This is a genomic window from Chryseobacterium sp. HR92 (genome assembly GCF_045689405.1).
GTDB classification, from domain to species: Bacteria; Bacteroidota; Bacteroidia; order Flavobacteriales; family Weeksellaceae; genus Chryseobacterium; species Chryseobacterium viscerum_A.
Map to the genome: position 1 here is coordinate 3,712,992 of NZ_CP139139.1, position 14,316 is coordinate 3,727,307.

Genomic DNA, 14,316 nt, shown 5'->3' on the forward strand with positions numbered 1-14,316 from the left:
CATCTGATTGTATCGGGTGGCGTTTTTTGTGGCTTGGGTTACGAGAACGTGGAAAAACCACCCCGTCAAAAATTCTTTGAATTTTTGCCACCCCTCCAAAGGAGGGGAATTTATACGTCTTCAGTTGGGATATTGGCCAGCACTACACTTTACGAATAAAGAAGGCGGGATTCCTACGGAATGACAAACTGTGTGGATAGACCGTCCTTGCAATTGTGTCATTCCGTAGGAATCCAACCTTCAAAATTTAGAATTACCTTATGTATTCTATTACAAAAGGTTTAAGCTTTGGCTAAAGCCCTTTGTAAAATTAATATTTATCAAACGGACTAAAGTCCGTTCCTATTGAAGATTGACATTGCCTGGATTCCTGCGGAATGACAACTGTACGGATAAAACCCTATTGCTATTGTGTCATTCCGTAGGAATCTAAACATCACATTATTCATAGTATAGCGTTTTCACACTCCCTATACGTTCATCTTTTTAACAGAAAAAATTCCTTCATTTACATCAATAATCACTTTCTTCCCATAATCAATCTGAATACTGAACATATTCTCCAGTGGAAACTGAAGTACAGTTTGAAGGATCAGGCGAATGACTCCGGCATGAGTAATGATAAGTGCTTTATTTGTATCTTTTTTTTCAATCAATTCATTCCAGAAACTGACAACACGGGCCTGCATTTCAAGAAGATTTTCACCGCCAGAGGCATTTACATAAATAAAATCTTTGTACCAGGGATTAATTTCTTCTTCGGGAATATCGGTCCATTTTTTCATTTCCCAGTTCCCGAAATTCATTTCGCGAAGCCTTTCATCTGTTTGATAATCAAATTTTAAAAAATCAGCTAAAAGATGGCAACGCTGAGAAGGACTTGAAATAATCATATCATAATCCTTGTCTATGTCCAACGTTTTAAAATCTTCAGTATAACCTTTCCGCAAAGGTATTTCAGCAAAACCATAACATAGGTTTTCAGGATTTTCTACAGCAGTATGACGGATTACATGAATTTCCATATGATGATTGTTCCTAAATAAAATAAAACTTCACAAACCTGCTGTACTGAACCCAGACAGTCGCCTGTATAACCGCCAATGTGTTTTTTAAAATACCAGCCCATATACATTTTCCCTGCATAAGCCAGAGCAAATGCAAAAATCAAACGCCAGTCCGGAATCAGGGTAAAAGCAATTAAAACACTGACGAATCCTACTAACAAAGCCATTCCATCTAAAGGTTTATTGGCCAGAGGTTTTGATTTGCTGGCATCAATATCGGTAACATATTGATGGGTATAAATCATCGTTCCCGAGATAAACCGGCTTACCGTATGTGATAAAACAATAATGCCCAGAACCCGAATTGCATCAACACCAGTACTTCCCAAAGCCTTGATACTGTAAAACTTCAAAGCAAAAAGAAGGATAATCCCGATGGTTCCATACGCTCCTACCCGGCTGTCTTTCATTATGGTCAGAATTTTTTCCTTTCCATATCCGCCACCGAAACTATCGCACATATCTGTAAAACCATCTTCATGAAAAGCTCCGGTCAACAAAACACTGGAGATCATCATGAGCACAATCCCAATTTCAAGATTAAAAAGCATCGTAGAAAGATAAAGAACCACTGCATTAATCAATCCTATGACCAGCCCAACCCATGCAAAATATTTCTGAGACTTATTCATGATCTCACCGGAATACGGAATGGTAAACGGAACCGGAATTCTGGTGAAAAACATCAGTGCAGTTGCAAAGTAGATCAGTTCATTTTTTATGGCTTTCATTTAGTCCTTATTTGATACATTTGCCCCTTCAAAACTAGACATTTCATTCAGGAAATTAACGGCACTCTGAATAATCGGATATGCCAATGCACAGCCTGTTCCTTCTCCGAGGCGCAGATTCAGATTTAAAATAGCTTTTTCTCTCATCAATCCCAGCAGCTGAGGGTGAGCATTTTCATTGCTTACATGACAGAAAATACAGTTATTCAACACTTCAGGATTCTTTTTCCAGACAGTGGCTACAGCTACTGTTGCAATAAATCCATCTACCATGATCAGCATATTGTGATGATAAGCTTCTTCTATAGCCCCAATCATTTGGGCAATTTCTAATCCCCCAAAAGTTTGGGCAATTTCATCCTCGGTCATTTCAGACGGATATTTTTCTATGGCTTCTGTTAAAATGCTAATCTTATTCTGTAATTGATGGTCATTCAGTCCCGTTCCGCGTCCTATACAGTTTGTAATTGGAATGTCAAACAGTTTGCTCATCATCAATGAAGAAGCGGAAGTATTCCCGATTCCCATTTCTCCAAAACCAATAATATTGCAGCCTTTTTTCGCTATTTCAGATACTACAGACGATCCATTTTTAAGAGCCTGCTGATATTCTTCGGGAGTCATGGCTGGTTCTTCCAGAATATTACGGCTGGATTTTCTGATTTTTTTGTCCACCAGATTCAGACCCTCTGGGAAATCAAAATTGACTCCGGCATCCACAATTTTAATTGTAATATCATTCTGTCTGCAAAAAACATTGATGGCCGCACCTCCACCCAGGAAATTCATCACCATCTGATAGGTCACTTCCTGTGGGTAGGCACTTACCCCTGCTGTGGCAATCCCATGATCGGCAGCAAAAACCACCATATGAGGATTCAATAACTGTGGTGAAGTGGTCTTCTGAACCATCCCGATTTTGTGGGCAAGATGTTCAAGATGTCCTAATGCGCCCAGCGGTTTTGTCTTAAAATCAATTTTATGCTGTAATTCTGATGATAACATGAATGTTGATAGTTATGTTAAATGGAAAAGTGCAATATTAGTGAAATGGGGAGGATTTTGTATAATGTACAATGTAAAAAGTAAAATGTATTGAGGATAAGGGCTGGAAGTTGGAAGCCGGGAACTGGAAGTTTAATAATCCTACTTTTAAGCTCTACAACTCTTAAGTATTCAAACTCTTCCATTCTCAAATCTTTTCACTCGGCTCTCTTACGCAAAAACTTTCCCCCCTCACCCACTTACCCTCTTACTCTCTTACTCTCTTACTCTCAAACCCTGCAATTCGCAACGCGAATTCCGCAACAAAAAAATCCTACGTAAGAACATTGCGCACCTTATCTTTTCCTTTGCATTATAAATCAAAAACAATGACACCAAAAATACTAGAAAAAATAAAAAAAGTTGAAGCGGCAAAAGGTGTAAAAGTCCTTCTTGCTGTAGAATCAGGGAGCAGAGCATGGGGTTTTGCGTCTCCTGACAGCGATTATGATATACGTTTTATATACCGTCATGAAAAGGATTGGTATCTTTCTCCTTGGGATAAGGATGAAACGATAGAATTCATGACAGAAGATGATCTGGACGGTTCCGGCTGGGATTTGAGAAAGACCTTTCATCTTTTACTGAAGTCGAATGCGGCCTTGCTGAGCTGGTTCTACTCTCCTATCGTCTATAAAGCAGATGAAGCGTTTGTAGAGCTGTTCAGACCTTTGGCTGATGCCTGCTTTTCTCCGATAGCGGTTTCTTATCATTATTTAAGCATGAGCAAGAAATATCTGGAAACCTGCAGAAGTAATGAAGTAAAATTAAAAAGTTATTTTTATTGCTTACGAACAGCATTAACAGGAAAATGGGTCATAGAAAAAGAAACTGTTCCTCCTGTATTGTTCAGTGATCTGCTTGTTTTAACAGATGCTACAACAAAACGAAAAATAGAAGATCTTGTTACACTAAAAGCGTCCAAAGGAGAATCTTATTACCATCCGAACGATTGGGAACTGTTTGACTTTCTTGAGAAAACGATAGCAGATAATGAAGAAAAATCAAAGAGTTTATCAGGAGGAAATGCGGATAAGGTTGAGATGGAGAGGGTTTTTAGGGAGATATTAAAACTTTAAGGAAAAATAACATGAAAATATTTAACTTCTTCAAAAAGAATTATATTCAACCCCTTCAAAAGGAGATTGAAAAATTGATTCCCAAAGAGAAAGAAAAAATACATGAATTTGTTGAAAGATGCAATTTTTAAAGGAAGAAATGGGGATTGAAGTTCCTCTGTCAGTGATCGAAACTTTCCAAAGATATGATCTTCCCAAACACAATTATTTTTATAGTATTTTTTGGAATGTTGATGATGATAGTTTTATCATTTTCTATACGGAAACTTTTATTGAATTAGTTGTTACCCGATACAAAGAAATTCACGGAAATGATGCAGATTTGACTACATTGTTACTGCAGCTTGATGATGCAGTTTATGAATTCCGTATAAAAGAAGATTGTTTTGACAGAACAAATCCTTCTTTTGACTTTATCAACAACTGTTATGAAGAGTTCAAAAAGTCTGGAGAAGAACTGATTATCGCCATGGACCTTGGAAATTATGACAATCTCGTTCTCAATAAAGAAGAAAAAGGCAATGTGGGATATAATTTATCATCTTATAAAACAACTGCAGGAATAAAATATAAATTTCTTACACAATTCAGACCTTTACCGGAAGTCATTAAAGAAACTTTTGATGCACTTTAATTTTTGAAGTTCACTTAATATACCACGATTACTCCGAAAAAAAATATAAAAATCATGACCATCCAGGACTTAAAAAACAAAAACCTCCTCCTCTTTGAAGCCATTTCCGGAAGCAGAGCTTTCGGGCTGGCAACGGAGAATTCTGATACGGATATTCGTGGGGTATATTATCTGCCAAAGGAAGATTTCTTCGGACTGAACTATATTCCGCAGATTTCCAATGAAACAAATGACATTACATATTATGAAATTGGGAGGTTTGTAGAACTGCTACAGAAAAACAATCCCAATATTCTTGAAGTTCTGGCAAGCCCTGAGGATTGTATTCTGTACAAACATCCTTTGATGGATCATCTGAAAACTGAAGATTTCTTGTCAAAACTATGTAAAGACACCTTTGCAGGCTATGCTGTTTCACAGATCAAAAAGGCAAAAGGTCTCAATAAAAAGATTTTAAATCCGATAGATAAAGAAAGAAAATCTTTCCTGGATTTCTGTTTCATTCTTGATGGACAAGGTTCTGTACTATTAAAGCAATGGCTTTGGGAAAATGAAAAAATTCAGGAAAAATGCGGATTAATAAACATTGACCATACAAAGGGAATTTTTGCATTATTTTATGATAAATCGGGAACTTTGGGATACAAAGGAATTATTCAGAATGAAGAAGCTAATCAGGTTTCCGTATCATCCGTTCCTAAAGATGAAAAACCGGTCGCTTATCTGTTCTGTAACCTTGATGCCTACTCTGTTTACTGCAAAGACTACAGAGAATACTGGAAGTGGGTGGCTGAGCGTAATGAGGACCGCTACAATGTCAATCAGACTCACGGACAGAATTACGACAGCAAGAATATGATGCACACCATCAGGCTGCTGCAGTCCTGCGAACAGATCTTTAGGAATCATTCGCTCCAAATCCGTGTAGACAACAGAGATGAATTACTGGATATTAAAGCCGGAAACTGGTCTTATGAGACTGTCGTGGAAAAAACAGAAAACCTTATTGAATCCATTGAGCATTATCATTCCGTTTCTCTTCTTCCTGAATCACCTGATCTGGAAAAAACAACCAAGATTCTGGTTCAGATAAGAGAACAATTATACGGGAAATCATAAGCAATGAACAATAAATAATGAGTAATGAATAGTGGGAAGCTACAACAGTGGTCGCCCACTCTCATACTCTAATACTCTAATACTCTAATACTCTAATACTCTAATACTCTCCCACACTCAAACTTACTTCTTCTTCGAAGCCTTCGCCAACGGATTATAATCAAGACATATTTTGATCCAGTATTCAAAATCATCTGCTTTTTGGAAACCAATGGGTTCTACATAGCAATATCCGTTTAACTGCTTCCCTTTCATTATCATTGGCAGAAAACCTTTCTTTTCCGAAACCTCATCTTCCAGTTCCGGATTATAGCGGCACATCAGATTATCATGACTGATGTTAATACACATCTTTCCGTTCACCAGAAAAGACAGTCCGCTGAACATTTTCTTTTCCTGGACATCCATATTATTTTCCATCGAAAGCCGTTCACGTACCCGGTCGGCAAGTTCAGTACTGTAAGCCATGATTTTGATTTTTTTGTTATTTAAAATTACTTAAAAACTGTGATTATCGCACTATTTCTTCCGGATTATCGATAAATTTAAAATTCAGAAGAATAAAATTTTATTTAAATTAATTATTGTTTTACGATAATTAATTATACATTTGCAATATCAATTAAAGTTTGTACCATGAACCAGACCAAAATTATTTCAAGGATTTTATTTTATATCTGCTCCTTACTTTCGGCCGGATATTTAATCACTTTTGTGTATTCCTTATTCTGTTTGATCACTGGATTTTCGATTACACCTTATAAAGAAGGACAGTTCCTTCATATCAATTATCCGTTTACAGAACAACCGTTTCTGAATATCGAAAGCAATTATCCGTATATGATCTTTTCTTTTATACTGGTACTCATTACTTATGGAATCTTTTTCTGGTTATCTGCCAGGGTTTTCAAAGTATTTTTCCAGCAGAAACTGTTTACTCAGGAAAATATCATCCGGCTTAAGAAATTTTACCTGTACAATATTTTCATCCCGCTTCCGCTGGTGATTATCGCGAGTTTCTTCGTGGAAGTAGAAAGTATGATATGGGGACTGGTGTTTATTCACTTTATGCTTGGAATTTTCTGCCTGTTTCTTGCGAATATCTTTAAGCAAGGACTACATTTGCAAAACGAACAAGACCTATTTATTTAAAATGCCAATTATAGTCAACTTAGATGTGATGCTTGCCAAACGAAAAATGCAGAGTAAAGAATTGGCAGAAAAACTGGGTATCACACCCGTGAACCTCTCTATCCTGAAAACCGGCAAAGCCAAAGGTGTCCGCTTTGATACCCTTGAAGCCATCTGCAAAATCCTGGAATGCCAGCCGGGAGATATTCTTGAATTTAAAGAGTAGTCGGAATACGGGGTACGAGTTGCGGGGTTTGAGAGTGAGAGCGTTTGAGAGTTTGAGAGTGGGTGTGTAAAGATTCCCCATCTAACTTCTAATTTCTAACCTCTAATTTCTAACTTCTAATTTCTAATTTCTAAAATTGCTGCCGAAAGGCCGCCTGTCCTTCTATTCCCTAAACACAACACTATGAATACATTATCTATCAACAATCTTAGTCTTACCTATAAAAATGGTTTCCAGGCTATTAAGAACATTTCTCTGGACATCAAAAACGGAATGTTTGGACTGCTTGGTCCGAATGGAGCTGGAAAATCGTCTTTGATGAAAACCATTGTGGGGCTTCAGAAACCAACATCAGGAACCTTGGTTTTCAATGGAGTGGATATTATTAAGAATCCCGATTATATTAAACAGAATCTCGGATTTCTTCCTCAGGATTTTGGAGTATATCCCAAAGTTTCAGCCTATGATCTACTAGAACATATTGCCATTTTGAAAGGCATTACCGACAAAAAACTACGTAAAAATCAGATTCTGGGTCTGCTTGAAAAGGTCAACCTTTCTGATTTTGCTAAAAAAGAAGTACACACCTTTTCAGGAGGGATGAAACAACGTTTTGGCGTTGCACAGGCATTATTGGGAGATCCAAAAATTATTATTGTAGATGAACCCACCGCAGGACTGGATCCCGAAGAACGAAACCGATTCAATACATTACTCAATGATATCAGCCAGGATGTTATCGTCATATTGTCAACTCACCTCGTTGAAGATGTCCGAAATCTGTGTTCAGAGATGGCAGTAATGAACCATGGACAGATTCTCAGAAAAGGGAATCCGGGAAAATTAATCACAGAACTGGAAAACAAAATCTGGTCAAAACCTATTGACAAAACCGAACTGGAAACGTATAGTTCCAGCTATGAAATCATCAGCAGGCAGCTTCTCGAAAGAGAGCTTCACGTTACTGTATTTTCTGAAAACTCTCCTAAAGATTTTAGTTCTGTAACTCCTTTACTGGAGCACGTTTATTTCCATACACTCACCCAAAAACCTTAATCATGAACATCATATTTTTATTCGAAGCCGGGCGCACTACCAAGCACTGGCTCACCTATCTTGTGGCCTTACTTTTAATTGGTCTCGGTATTTTTTGCGGAAGCCAGTTTAATCTTTCGGTAGGAGAAGGAATTTATTTAAACTCACCTTACACCATCGGTTTTATGACCGGAATGCTGAGCCTTGCCGTTATTTTTTTTGCCACGGTTTACGCCTTGCAACTGTTGTTTAAAGATCAGGATTCAAAATTTGACCATATTCTGTTTTCATTTCCATTTTCAAAGTCCGCTTATCTGAAAGGGAAATTCACTGCTTATTTTCTTCAGACATTAGTAAGCTTTTCATTTCTGATGACGGGATTTCTCATAGGACAAATCATGCGAACCGGAAGTGAAATGCAGGAAAGTTTTAATATCCTACATTATATCTACCCATTATTGATCTTCGGGTTTATCAATAGCTTGTTTGTCTGCAGTTTTCTTTTTCTCATTTCATTAATTATCAGGAAAAAACTGCTGGTTGTAGTAGGCGGACTGCTGCTGTATGTATTTTATATGATTATTTTACTGTTTTCCAACTCTCCTTTTATGGCAGGAAGCTTACCTCAGTCCTTAGAAACACAGCAGCTTTCAGCTTTGATTGATCCTTTTGGTCTGTCTGCTTATTTCATTCAGGCCCTTGATCTTAGTTCACATCAGAAAAATATTCAGATGGTTCCTTTTACCGGTTATCTGTTATTCAACAGGCTCTTATTTATCCTTCTATCAGCGGGAATTCTTCTCCTTTCACTCAGGTTATTTTCATTCTCCAATACATCCGGAAAGAAAGTAAAAACTTCGGAAAATATTCAGTCATTATCTGAAACGAGTACATCAGAATACTCAACTGTTTCTACTAATTTTAGAAGGTTGGCTTCTTTTCAGGCAGTATTTTCTTTTGTGAAAACAGATCTTACCTATCTCTTCAAAAGTGTTGCTGTTCCGGCTGTTACTATTCTCCTGTTATTTTGTGTCGGCATGGAAATGTATGCCGAGATTGAAAAGGGAATCCGTCTTCCTCAGAAATATGCCGGTTCGGGACTTATGGCAACAACCATTTCAGAGAACTTTCATCTGCTTGGCCTCCTAATTTCAGTCTATTTTCTGAATGATATATTCTGGAGAAGCCGGTCTTCCGGATTTTTCCTGATTGAAAACAGTACTTATTACTCAAAAAACAGATTAACCGGGCATTTTATTTCAATCAGCCTTCTGCTGTTTTTCTTTACAGGAATTCTAATTGCTCAGGGAATTGTCTTTCAGGCCGCTTATAAGTATTTTCATATTGACTGGAATGCTTATCTCAGTGTTTTCCTGTTCAATACTTTTCCTCTGATTTTATTTTCAGGATTGATTTTGTTGATTAATGACCGGATTCCCAATAAATTCATTGCACTTGGTATTTCTATTCTTGCAGTTTTTACATTGTCAGGCCCTGTTTCCGGCAAAATTATCTCCTATCCTCTTTTCAGGATATTTTCAGATTTTAAAGGTACTTACAGTGATTTTAGCGGCTATGGAATCTACGAAAAAGCTTTTGCTCAAAGGCTTCTGTTCGGTGTTGGTATCGTCTGTACTTTATGGGTACTTAATCGTTTAATAAGGATTAAAAAAATTTCTATCATCGCTTCCGCACTCTGTATTCTTCTTCTGATTTCAGGGATCTTTGCCGGGATATTGTTTATGAAAGGGTATGTTCCTAAAGATAAAGACCAGGCAATCTTAAGTTCTGTAGAATATGAAAAAAACTTCCGGAAATATGAAAATCTTCCACAGCCTGACATCTCTGATATTACAACAGAAATTAAGCTTTATACCTCAAAAAACGCGTATCAGATTGTAGGGAAATACACCCTTATCAACCAAACCAGTCAGCCCATCAACACAATACTCATTAATTTCAATGAGGATTTAAAGCTTGAATCCGCTGTATTAACTTCTGATAATGAAGCAAATAAAATTGATAAAAACATTACAGAAGTCTCATTAAAACAGGCTATTCAGCCGGGCGAAACTGCTTCCCTGAACTTCACACTCTCTTATCAATGGGCTGCTGTAAACGGTCATCAATCCTTTAATGCTATTATTGAAAACGGATCTTTTATGAGAATCAGCAGGTATTATCCCACCATCGGCTATCAAAAGGATTATGAAATTCAGGATGAAAAGCAACGCAGCCAATTCAAACTGGGAAAGCTTACTGAACTGAAGAAACCTGAAGCTCCTGAAGTGGTAAAAAAAGATTTTATTAATCTCAACATGATGGTTTCTACTGATGGCGATCAGACGGCCATTGGCACAGGAGATCTGGTAAAGAAATGGACAAAATCCGGACGCCATTATTTCCAGTATAAAGCAGATCTGATTCCTTTTCGGTTTGCCGTTTCATCAGCTAAATATGAAATAAAAAGTGAGAACTATAAAGGAATCACCATCAATGTCTTTTATCATAAAAAGCATTATGAAAACGTAGATCATCTTCTTGAAAATGCTAAGCTTACTTTAGATTACTGTCAGCAGAATTTCGGGTATTATTCTTTTAAGACCATCAATTTTGCGGAGATTTCCTCTTTTACCAGAGGTTTTGCGGCTACAGCCTATCCTTCTGCAGTCTTTATGCCGGAAGATATGGTGTTCCATGCCAATATACAGGCAGATAAGAAACAGGATGTCATCAATGAACTGGCAGGTCATGAGCTTTCCCATCTCTGGTGGGGGAACAGCCAGATTAATCCCGATGACAGAGAAGGTTCTGTAATGCTTACCGAAACTCTGGCTATGTATACGGAAATGATGCTTTACAAGAAAATGCACGGCAGAGAAAAAATGATGGAAAGAATCAAAGTTCATCAGCAGATCTATGATAATGAAAAAGGATTATCCGAGAATGTTCCCATCTATAAAGCTACGGGAGGTGTTCCTCATATTTCTTATTCCAAAGGAGCTGCCGCAATGGTTGAATTGAGCAATTTAATTGGTGAAGACAAGGTAAATACAGCTTTAAAAAGTTTTCTCAACAACAATCAATATCCTAGGAAGCCTACTTCACTGGATCTGATCAATGAATTTTACAGAGTTTCTCCTGATATTTCTACCAGAAAACAAATCGACAGACTATTTAAGACCACAGAAAATATAACTTTTACTTCAGGGTCGAAAAACGCTTCTACAAAGGAAAAACATAAATAACTCACAGACCATTTTTAATTTTTTTGAAAATATTTTTTCAGGAATTGTAACAAAAGAAAAAGGGATTCTACCAATTAGTTGATATATCAATAATTGATAAGTCATTTTAAATTTGAAATATGGAAAAGTTAAATTCAATTATATTCTACAACATAGACAAAGCAATCAGAGCCTATAGAAACTATGCTCAGCGACAGCTGAAGACCCATGGTTATACGATCACAATTGATCAGTGGCTTATCATCAAAGCGATTCTGGAAAACCCGGGAATTACCCAGAATGAGATTGGTGATCTTGTTTTCAAAGACAATGCTTCTGTCACAAGGATTATTGATTTAATGGTAAAATCCGAATACATCGCAAGACATGTTCATCCTGAAGACCGCCGAAAAACCAATCTGGAAGTAACAGATTCCGGAGTAAAAGTAATCAGAGAGGTTCAGAATATCGTGGAGAAGAACCGTAAAACGGCTTTAAAGGGTATTAAAAATGAGGAACTGGAAGTCATGTATTCAGCTTTACTGAAAATTTCAGAAAACTGTCTTAACCCCAAAAAGTAAAAAGCTATGACCAGAATACTCTCATTTATTTTTATCTGTATACTGATTTCGTTCAGCAGCAGATATTCTGCCCAACAGGCTGCACAGAGTTTATCCTTGTCCGGAAATATAAAATCCGGCAATGCCGAGCAGATGGAGATCAATCTCTTTAATGCAGATCATCAGTTAATCAAAACAGAAATTGCTGATAGTAATGGTAAATTTAATTTTAATGATTTAAAAGAAGGAACCTATCAGGTAAAGATCAATAGGAACGGTACTGAAGTCTATCATTCGGAAAATATTTCCTTGGCTGAAAATATGACGCTCCCTTCCATAGACCTGAATGTAAAATCTATTGAAGGCGTAACGATTACCAAAACCAAACCTCTTATTGAAAGACAGGACGGAAAAATGATCATGAACGTTGAAAACAGTATTGCCAGCACCGGAAATTCTGCTTTTGAAGTCCTGGAAAAAGCTCCGGGAGTGAGTATTGACAATAATGATAATATCAGCCTCCGCGGAAAAGGAAATCTTCTGATTCAGATTGATGGCAAAAATACACCGATGACCGGAAGCGACCTTGCCAATTATCTTAAGGGAATTCCGTCCTCTACCATTGAAAAGATAGAATTCATTACCAATCCTTCTTCCAAATATGATGCAGCAGGATCTGCAATCATTAATATTAAGCTTAAAAAAGAACAGAGAAAAGGAACCAACGGAAGTGTTTCCACGTCTTTAGGAACGGGTAAATATGTGAAAAACAATAACAGTTTCAGCATTAACCACCGAAATAAGAAAATCAATATTTTCGGAAATTACAGCTTTGCCTACAGAGAAGCTTACAACGGTCTTGTACTGGACAGAAACTTCTATGAAGACAACAGTTTTAAAAAAGCATATGTACAGGATAATTATCTTAAATTTAAATTCAACAGCCATGTTGCCAAGGCAGGAATGGATTATTATCTGAATGATAAAAATGTACTTGGGTTTTCTGTAGGGCTGGTTTCCAACAAATTCAATGTGAACGGAGATAATTCCAATGTGACTCTGGGAAGCAACCATCTGCCTGAAAGCTCATTCACTACCGTCAACAGATCAAATGACCGCTGGACCAATCTTTCATTCAACCTTAATCATAAATACACGATTGATTCCTTAGGCTCTGAAATCTCTACTGATTTTGACTACATTAATTATGCAAATTCTTCGCTGCAAAGTTTTGATACCCAAACGCATGACATAGCCAGCGGAACGGATAATCTGGATATCATAAAAGGTGATATGGATGGAAAACTGAATATTTATTCTTTAAAATCTGATCTTACCAAAAATTTTAAACATGAATGGAAGTTGGAAACGGGAATTAAAACCAGCTTTGTAAAAACAGATAATGACCTGAAGTTCTTCAACGCAAGTTCTGGTACTCTCATTCCTGATCTTTCCAAAACCAATCATTTTATTTACGAAGAAAATATTAATGCGGTGTATGGAAATGTCTCTAAAAAATGGGAAAAGTTCAAAGCAACAGCAGGATTAAGAATGGAAAACACGAATGTAAAAGGAACCCAGCTTACCACCCATCAAATCAACAAAAGAAATTACACACAATTGTTTCCAAGTGCCGTTTTTTCTTATGACCTGACAGAAAAAAGCAACCTGGAAGTTAATTTCAGCAGAAGGATCACAAGACCCAGTTATAACCAGCTGAATCCTTTTAAATTTTATCTTGATCCTACGACACTTAAAGCAGGAAATCCTGATCTGAATGCACAAACTACAATGAATTATGAACTGACTTACAGCCTGAGCAACAAATATTTTGCAACATTAAGCTACAGCAAAACATCTAATAATATCACAGATATCCTTAAACCTGTGGTAGAAAACGGACAGGTGGTTACAGTACAAACTATTGAAAATTTAAATTCTGTATCTTATTTCGGCTTAAATATTATTGCTCCTGTAAAGGTGACAAAGTGGTGGGATATGAACAACAGTGCTAATTTCTACTATGGATCATATACCGGAAATGTTTCTGGAACTCAAATCAACAACAAGGGGAATTTCACATTCAGTATCAACAGTATCAATTCTTTCAAACTAGGGAATGGCTTCACTGCTGAACTCACCGGAAATTATAAAGCAAGAGAAGTGTATGCTTATCTGGATATAAGTCCTAACTGGTATCTGAATATCGGGGCTCAGAAGAAATTCAAAAACAACAGCACCCTGAAATTATCTTTCACCGATATGTTCTTTACAAGTAATATAAAGGGACAAACCGTTTATAATGATTATCTCGAAAACTTTGCCGTAAAAAGAGATACCCGTGTGGTGACGCTTTCTTATACGTACAATTTCGGTTCTTCTAAAAATGGACAGCCCAGAAAAACAGGAGGTGCTGAGGATCTGAAACAGAGAGTGGGAAGTTAATAACTATAGTCATTGCGA

Annotated in this window: 13 protein-coding genes; 9 read left to right on the forward strand and 4 right to left on the reverse strand. The window is 37.0% G+C overall.

Annotation, left to right across the window (positions count from 1 at the left end):
- Nucleotides 1–470 precede the first annotated feature (470 nt).
- From cobC to cobT, 3 genes are read right to left on the reverse strand one after another with little or no spacing between them, the layout of a single operon-like run.
- Nucleotides 471–1,025 (reverse strand): alpha-ribazole phosphatase family protein, encoded by a 555-nt coding sequence (gene cobC, locus SFA27_RS16500; RefSeq protein ID WP_407293616.1) that lies wholly within the window; start codon nucleotides 1,023–1,025, stop codon nucleotides 471–473.
- Complete coding sequence (locus tag SFA27_RS16505) at nucleotides 1,010–1,798, reverse strand: adenosylcobinamide-GDP ribazoletransferase (RefSeq protein ID WP_407293618.1); 789 nt, start codon at nucleotides 1,796–1,798, stop codon at nucleotides 1,010–1,012. The genes cobC and SFA27_RS16505 overlap by 16 nt, the downstream gene beginning before the upstream one ends.
- Nucleotides 1,799–2,803, reverse strand: coding sequence for a nicotinate-nucleotide--dimethylbenzimidazole phosphoribosyltransferase (gene cobT / locus SFA27_RS16510; RefSeq protein WP_264518559.1), 1,005 nt, complete (start codon nucleotides 2,801–2,803; stop codon nucleotides 1,799–1,801). It lies immediately after the preceding gene.
- Nucleotides 2,804–3,171: 368 nt separating this feature from the next.
- Between cobT and SFA27_RS16515 the strand changes: the two genes are divergently transcribed.
- The 3 genes from SFA27_RS16515 to SFA27_RS16525 all read left to right on the forward strand — a co-directional run bounded on the left by SFA27_RS16515 (nucleotide 3,172) and on the right by SFA27_RS16525 (nucleotide 5,674).
- A complete protein-coding gene (locus tag SFA27_RS16515) occupies nucleotides 3,172–3,921 on the forward strand; it encodes a DNA polymerase beta superfamily protein (protein WP_407293621.1) in 750 nt (249 codons plus the stop codon).
- A gap of 118 nt (nucleotides 3,922–4,039) precedes the next feature.
- On the forward strand, nucleotides 4,040–4,555 hold the full coding sequence (locus tag SFA27_RS16520; RefSeq protein ID WP_407293623.1) for a hypothetical protein: 516 nt from the start codon (nucleotides 4,040–4,042) through the stop codon (nucleotides 4,553–4,555).
- Between the two features lie 54 nt (nucleotides 4,556–4,609).
- The gene (locus SFA27_RS16525) at nucleotides 4,610–5,674 is read left to right on the forward strand and encodes a DNA polymerase beta superfamily protein (protein ID WP_407293625.1); all 1,065 of its coding nucleotides are present in this window, start codon (nucleotides 4,610–4,612) and stop codon (nucleotides 5,672–5,674) included.
- Nucleotides 5,675–5,797: 123 nt separating this feature from the next.
- On the opposite strand, the gene SFA27_RS16530 is transcribed toward SFA27_RS16525, so the two are convergent.
- On the reverse strand, nucleotides 5,798–6,142 hold the full coding sequence (locus tag SFA27_RS16530; RefSeq protein ID WP_264518564.1) for a TfoX/Sxy family protein: 345 nt from the start codon (nucleotides 6,140–6,142) through the stop codon (nucleotides 5,798–5,800).
- 168 nt (nucleotides 6,143–6,310) lie between these two features.
- Here SFA27_RS16530 and SFA27_RS16535 point away from each other — a divergent pair, with 168 nt between their 5' ends.
- From SFA27_RS16535 to SFA27_RS16560, 6 genes are all read left to right on the forward strand, one after another.
- On the forward strand, nucleotides 6,311–6,826 hold the full coding sequence (locus SFA27_RS16535) for a DUF2975 domain-containing protein (RefSeq protein WP_264518565.1): 516 nt from the start codon (nucleotides 6,311–6,313) through the stop codon (nucleotides 6,824–6,826).
- Between the two features lies 1 nt (nucleotide 6,827).
- The gene (locus SFA27_RS16540) at nucleotides 6,828–7,031 is read left to right on the forward strand and encodes a helix-turn-helix transcriptional regulator (protein WP_002980904.1); all 204 of its coding nucleotides are present in this window, start codon (nucleotides 6,828–6,830) and stop codon (nucleotides 7,029–7,031) included.
- A gap of 183 nt (nucleotides 7,032–7,214) precedes the next feature.
- Complete coding sequence (locus tag SFA27_RS16545; RefSeq protein WP_407293630.1) at nucleotides 7,215–8,087, forward strand: ABC transporter ATP-binding protein; 873 nt, start codon at nucleotides 7,215–7,217, stop codon at nucleotides 8,085–8,087.
- A 2-nt stretch (nucleotides 8,088–8,089) separates the two neighbouring features.
- On the forward strand, nucleotides 8,090–11,314 hold the full coding sequence (locus tag SFA27_RS16550) for a M1 family aminopeptidase (protein ID WP_407293632.1): 3,225 nt from the start codon (nucleotides 8,090–8,092) through the stop codon (nucleotides 11,312–11,314).
- A 119-nt stretch (nucleotides 11,315–11,433) separates the two neighbouring features.
- Nucleotides 11,434–11,874 (forward strand): MarR family winged helix-turn-helix transcriptional regulator, encoded by a 441-nt coding sequence (locus SFA27_RS16555; RefSeq protein ID WP_407293634.1) that lies wholly within the window; start codon nucleotides 11,434–11,436, stop codon nucleotides 11,872–11,874.
- Between the two features lie 6 nt (nucleotides 11,875–11,880).
- Nucleotides 11,881–14,298, forward strand: a complete 2,418-nt coding sequence (locus SFA27_RS16560) for a TonB-dependent receptor domain-containing protein (RefSeq protein WP_407293636.1) — start codon at nucleotides 11,881–11,883, stop codon at nucleotides 14,296–14,298.
- Nucleotides 14,299–14,316 lie beyond the last annotated feature (18 nt).

Bases quoted from the DNA above. Each gene is read 5' to 3' on its own strand.
- cobC (WP_407293616.1), bottom strand. From the start codon at position 1,025: ATGGAAATTCATGTAATCCGTCATACTGCTGTAGAAAATCCTGAAAAC.
- SFA27_RS16505 (WP_407293618.1), bottom strand. From the start codon at position 1,798: ATGAAAGCCATAAAAAATGAACTGATCTACTTTGCAACTGCACTGATG.
- cobT (WP_264518559.1), bottom strand. From the start codon at position 2,803: ATGTTATCATCAGAATTACAGCATAAAATTGATTTTAAGACAAAACCG.
- SFA27_RS16515 (WP_407293621.1), top strand. From the start codon at position 3,172: ATGACACCAAAAATACTAGAAAAAATAAAAAAAGTTGAAGCGGCAAAA.
- SFA27_RS16520 (WP_407293623.1), top strand. From the start codon at position 4,040: ATGCAATTTTTAAAGGAAGAAATGGGGATTGAAGTTCCTCTGTCAGTG.
- SFA27_RS16525 (WP_407293625.1), top strand. From the start codon at position 4,610: ATGACCATCCAGGACTTAAAAAACAAAAACCTCCTCCTCTTTGAAGCC.
- SFA27_RS16530 (WP_264518564.1), bottom strand. From the start codon at position 6,142: ATGGCTTACAGTACTGAACTTGCCGACCGGGTACGTGAACGGCTTTCG.
- SFA27_RS16535 (WP_264518565.1), top strand. From the start codon at position 6,311: ATGAACCAGACCAAAATTATTTCAAGGATTTTATTTTATATCTGCTCC.
- SFA27_RS16540 (WP_002980904.1), top strand. From the start codon at position 6,828: ATGCCAATTATAGTCAACTTAGATGTGATGCTTGCCAAACGAAAAATG.
- SFA27_RS16545 (WP_407293630.1), top strand. From the start codon at position 7,215: ATGAATACATTATCTATCAACAATCTTAGTCTTACCTATAAAAATGGT.
- SFA27_RS16550 (WP_407293632.1), top strand. From the start codon at position 8,090: ATGAACATCATATTTTTATTCGAAGCCGGGCGCACTACCAAGCACTGG.
- SFA27_RS16555 (WP_407293634.1), top strand. From the start codon at position 11,434: ATGGAAAAGTTAAATTCAATTATATTCTACAACATAGACAAAGCAATC.
- SFA27_RS16560 (WP_407293636.1), top strand. From the start codon at position 11,881: ATGACCAGAATACTCTCATTTATTTTTATCTGTATACTGATTTCGTTC.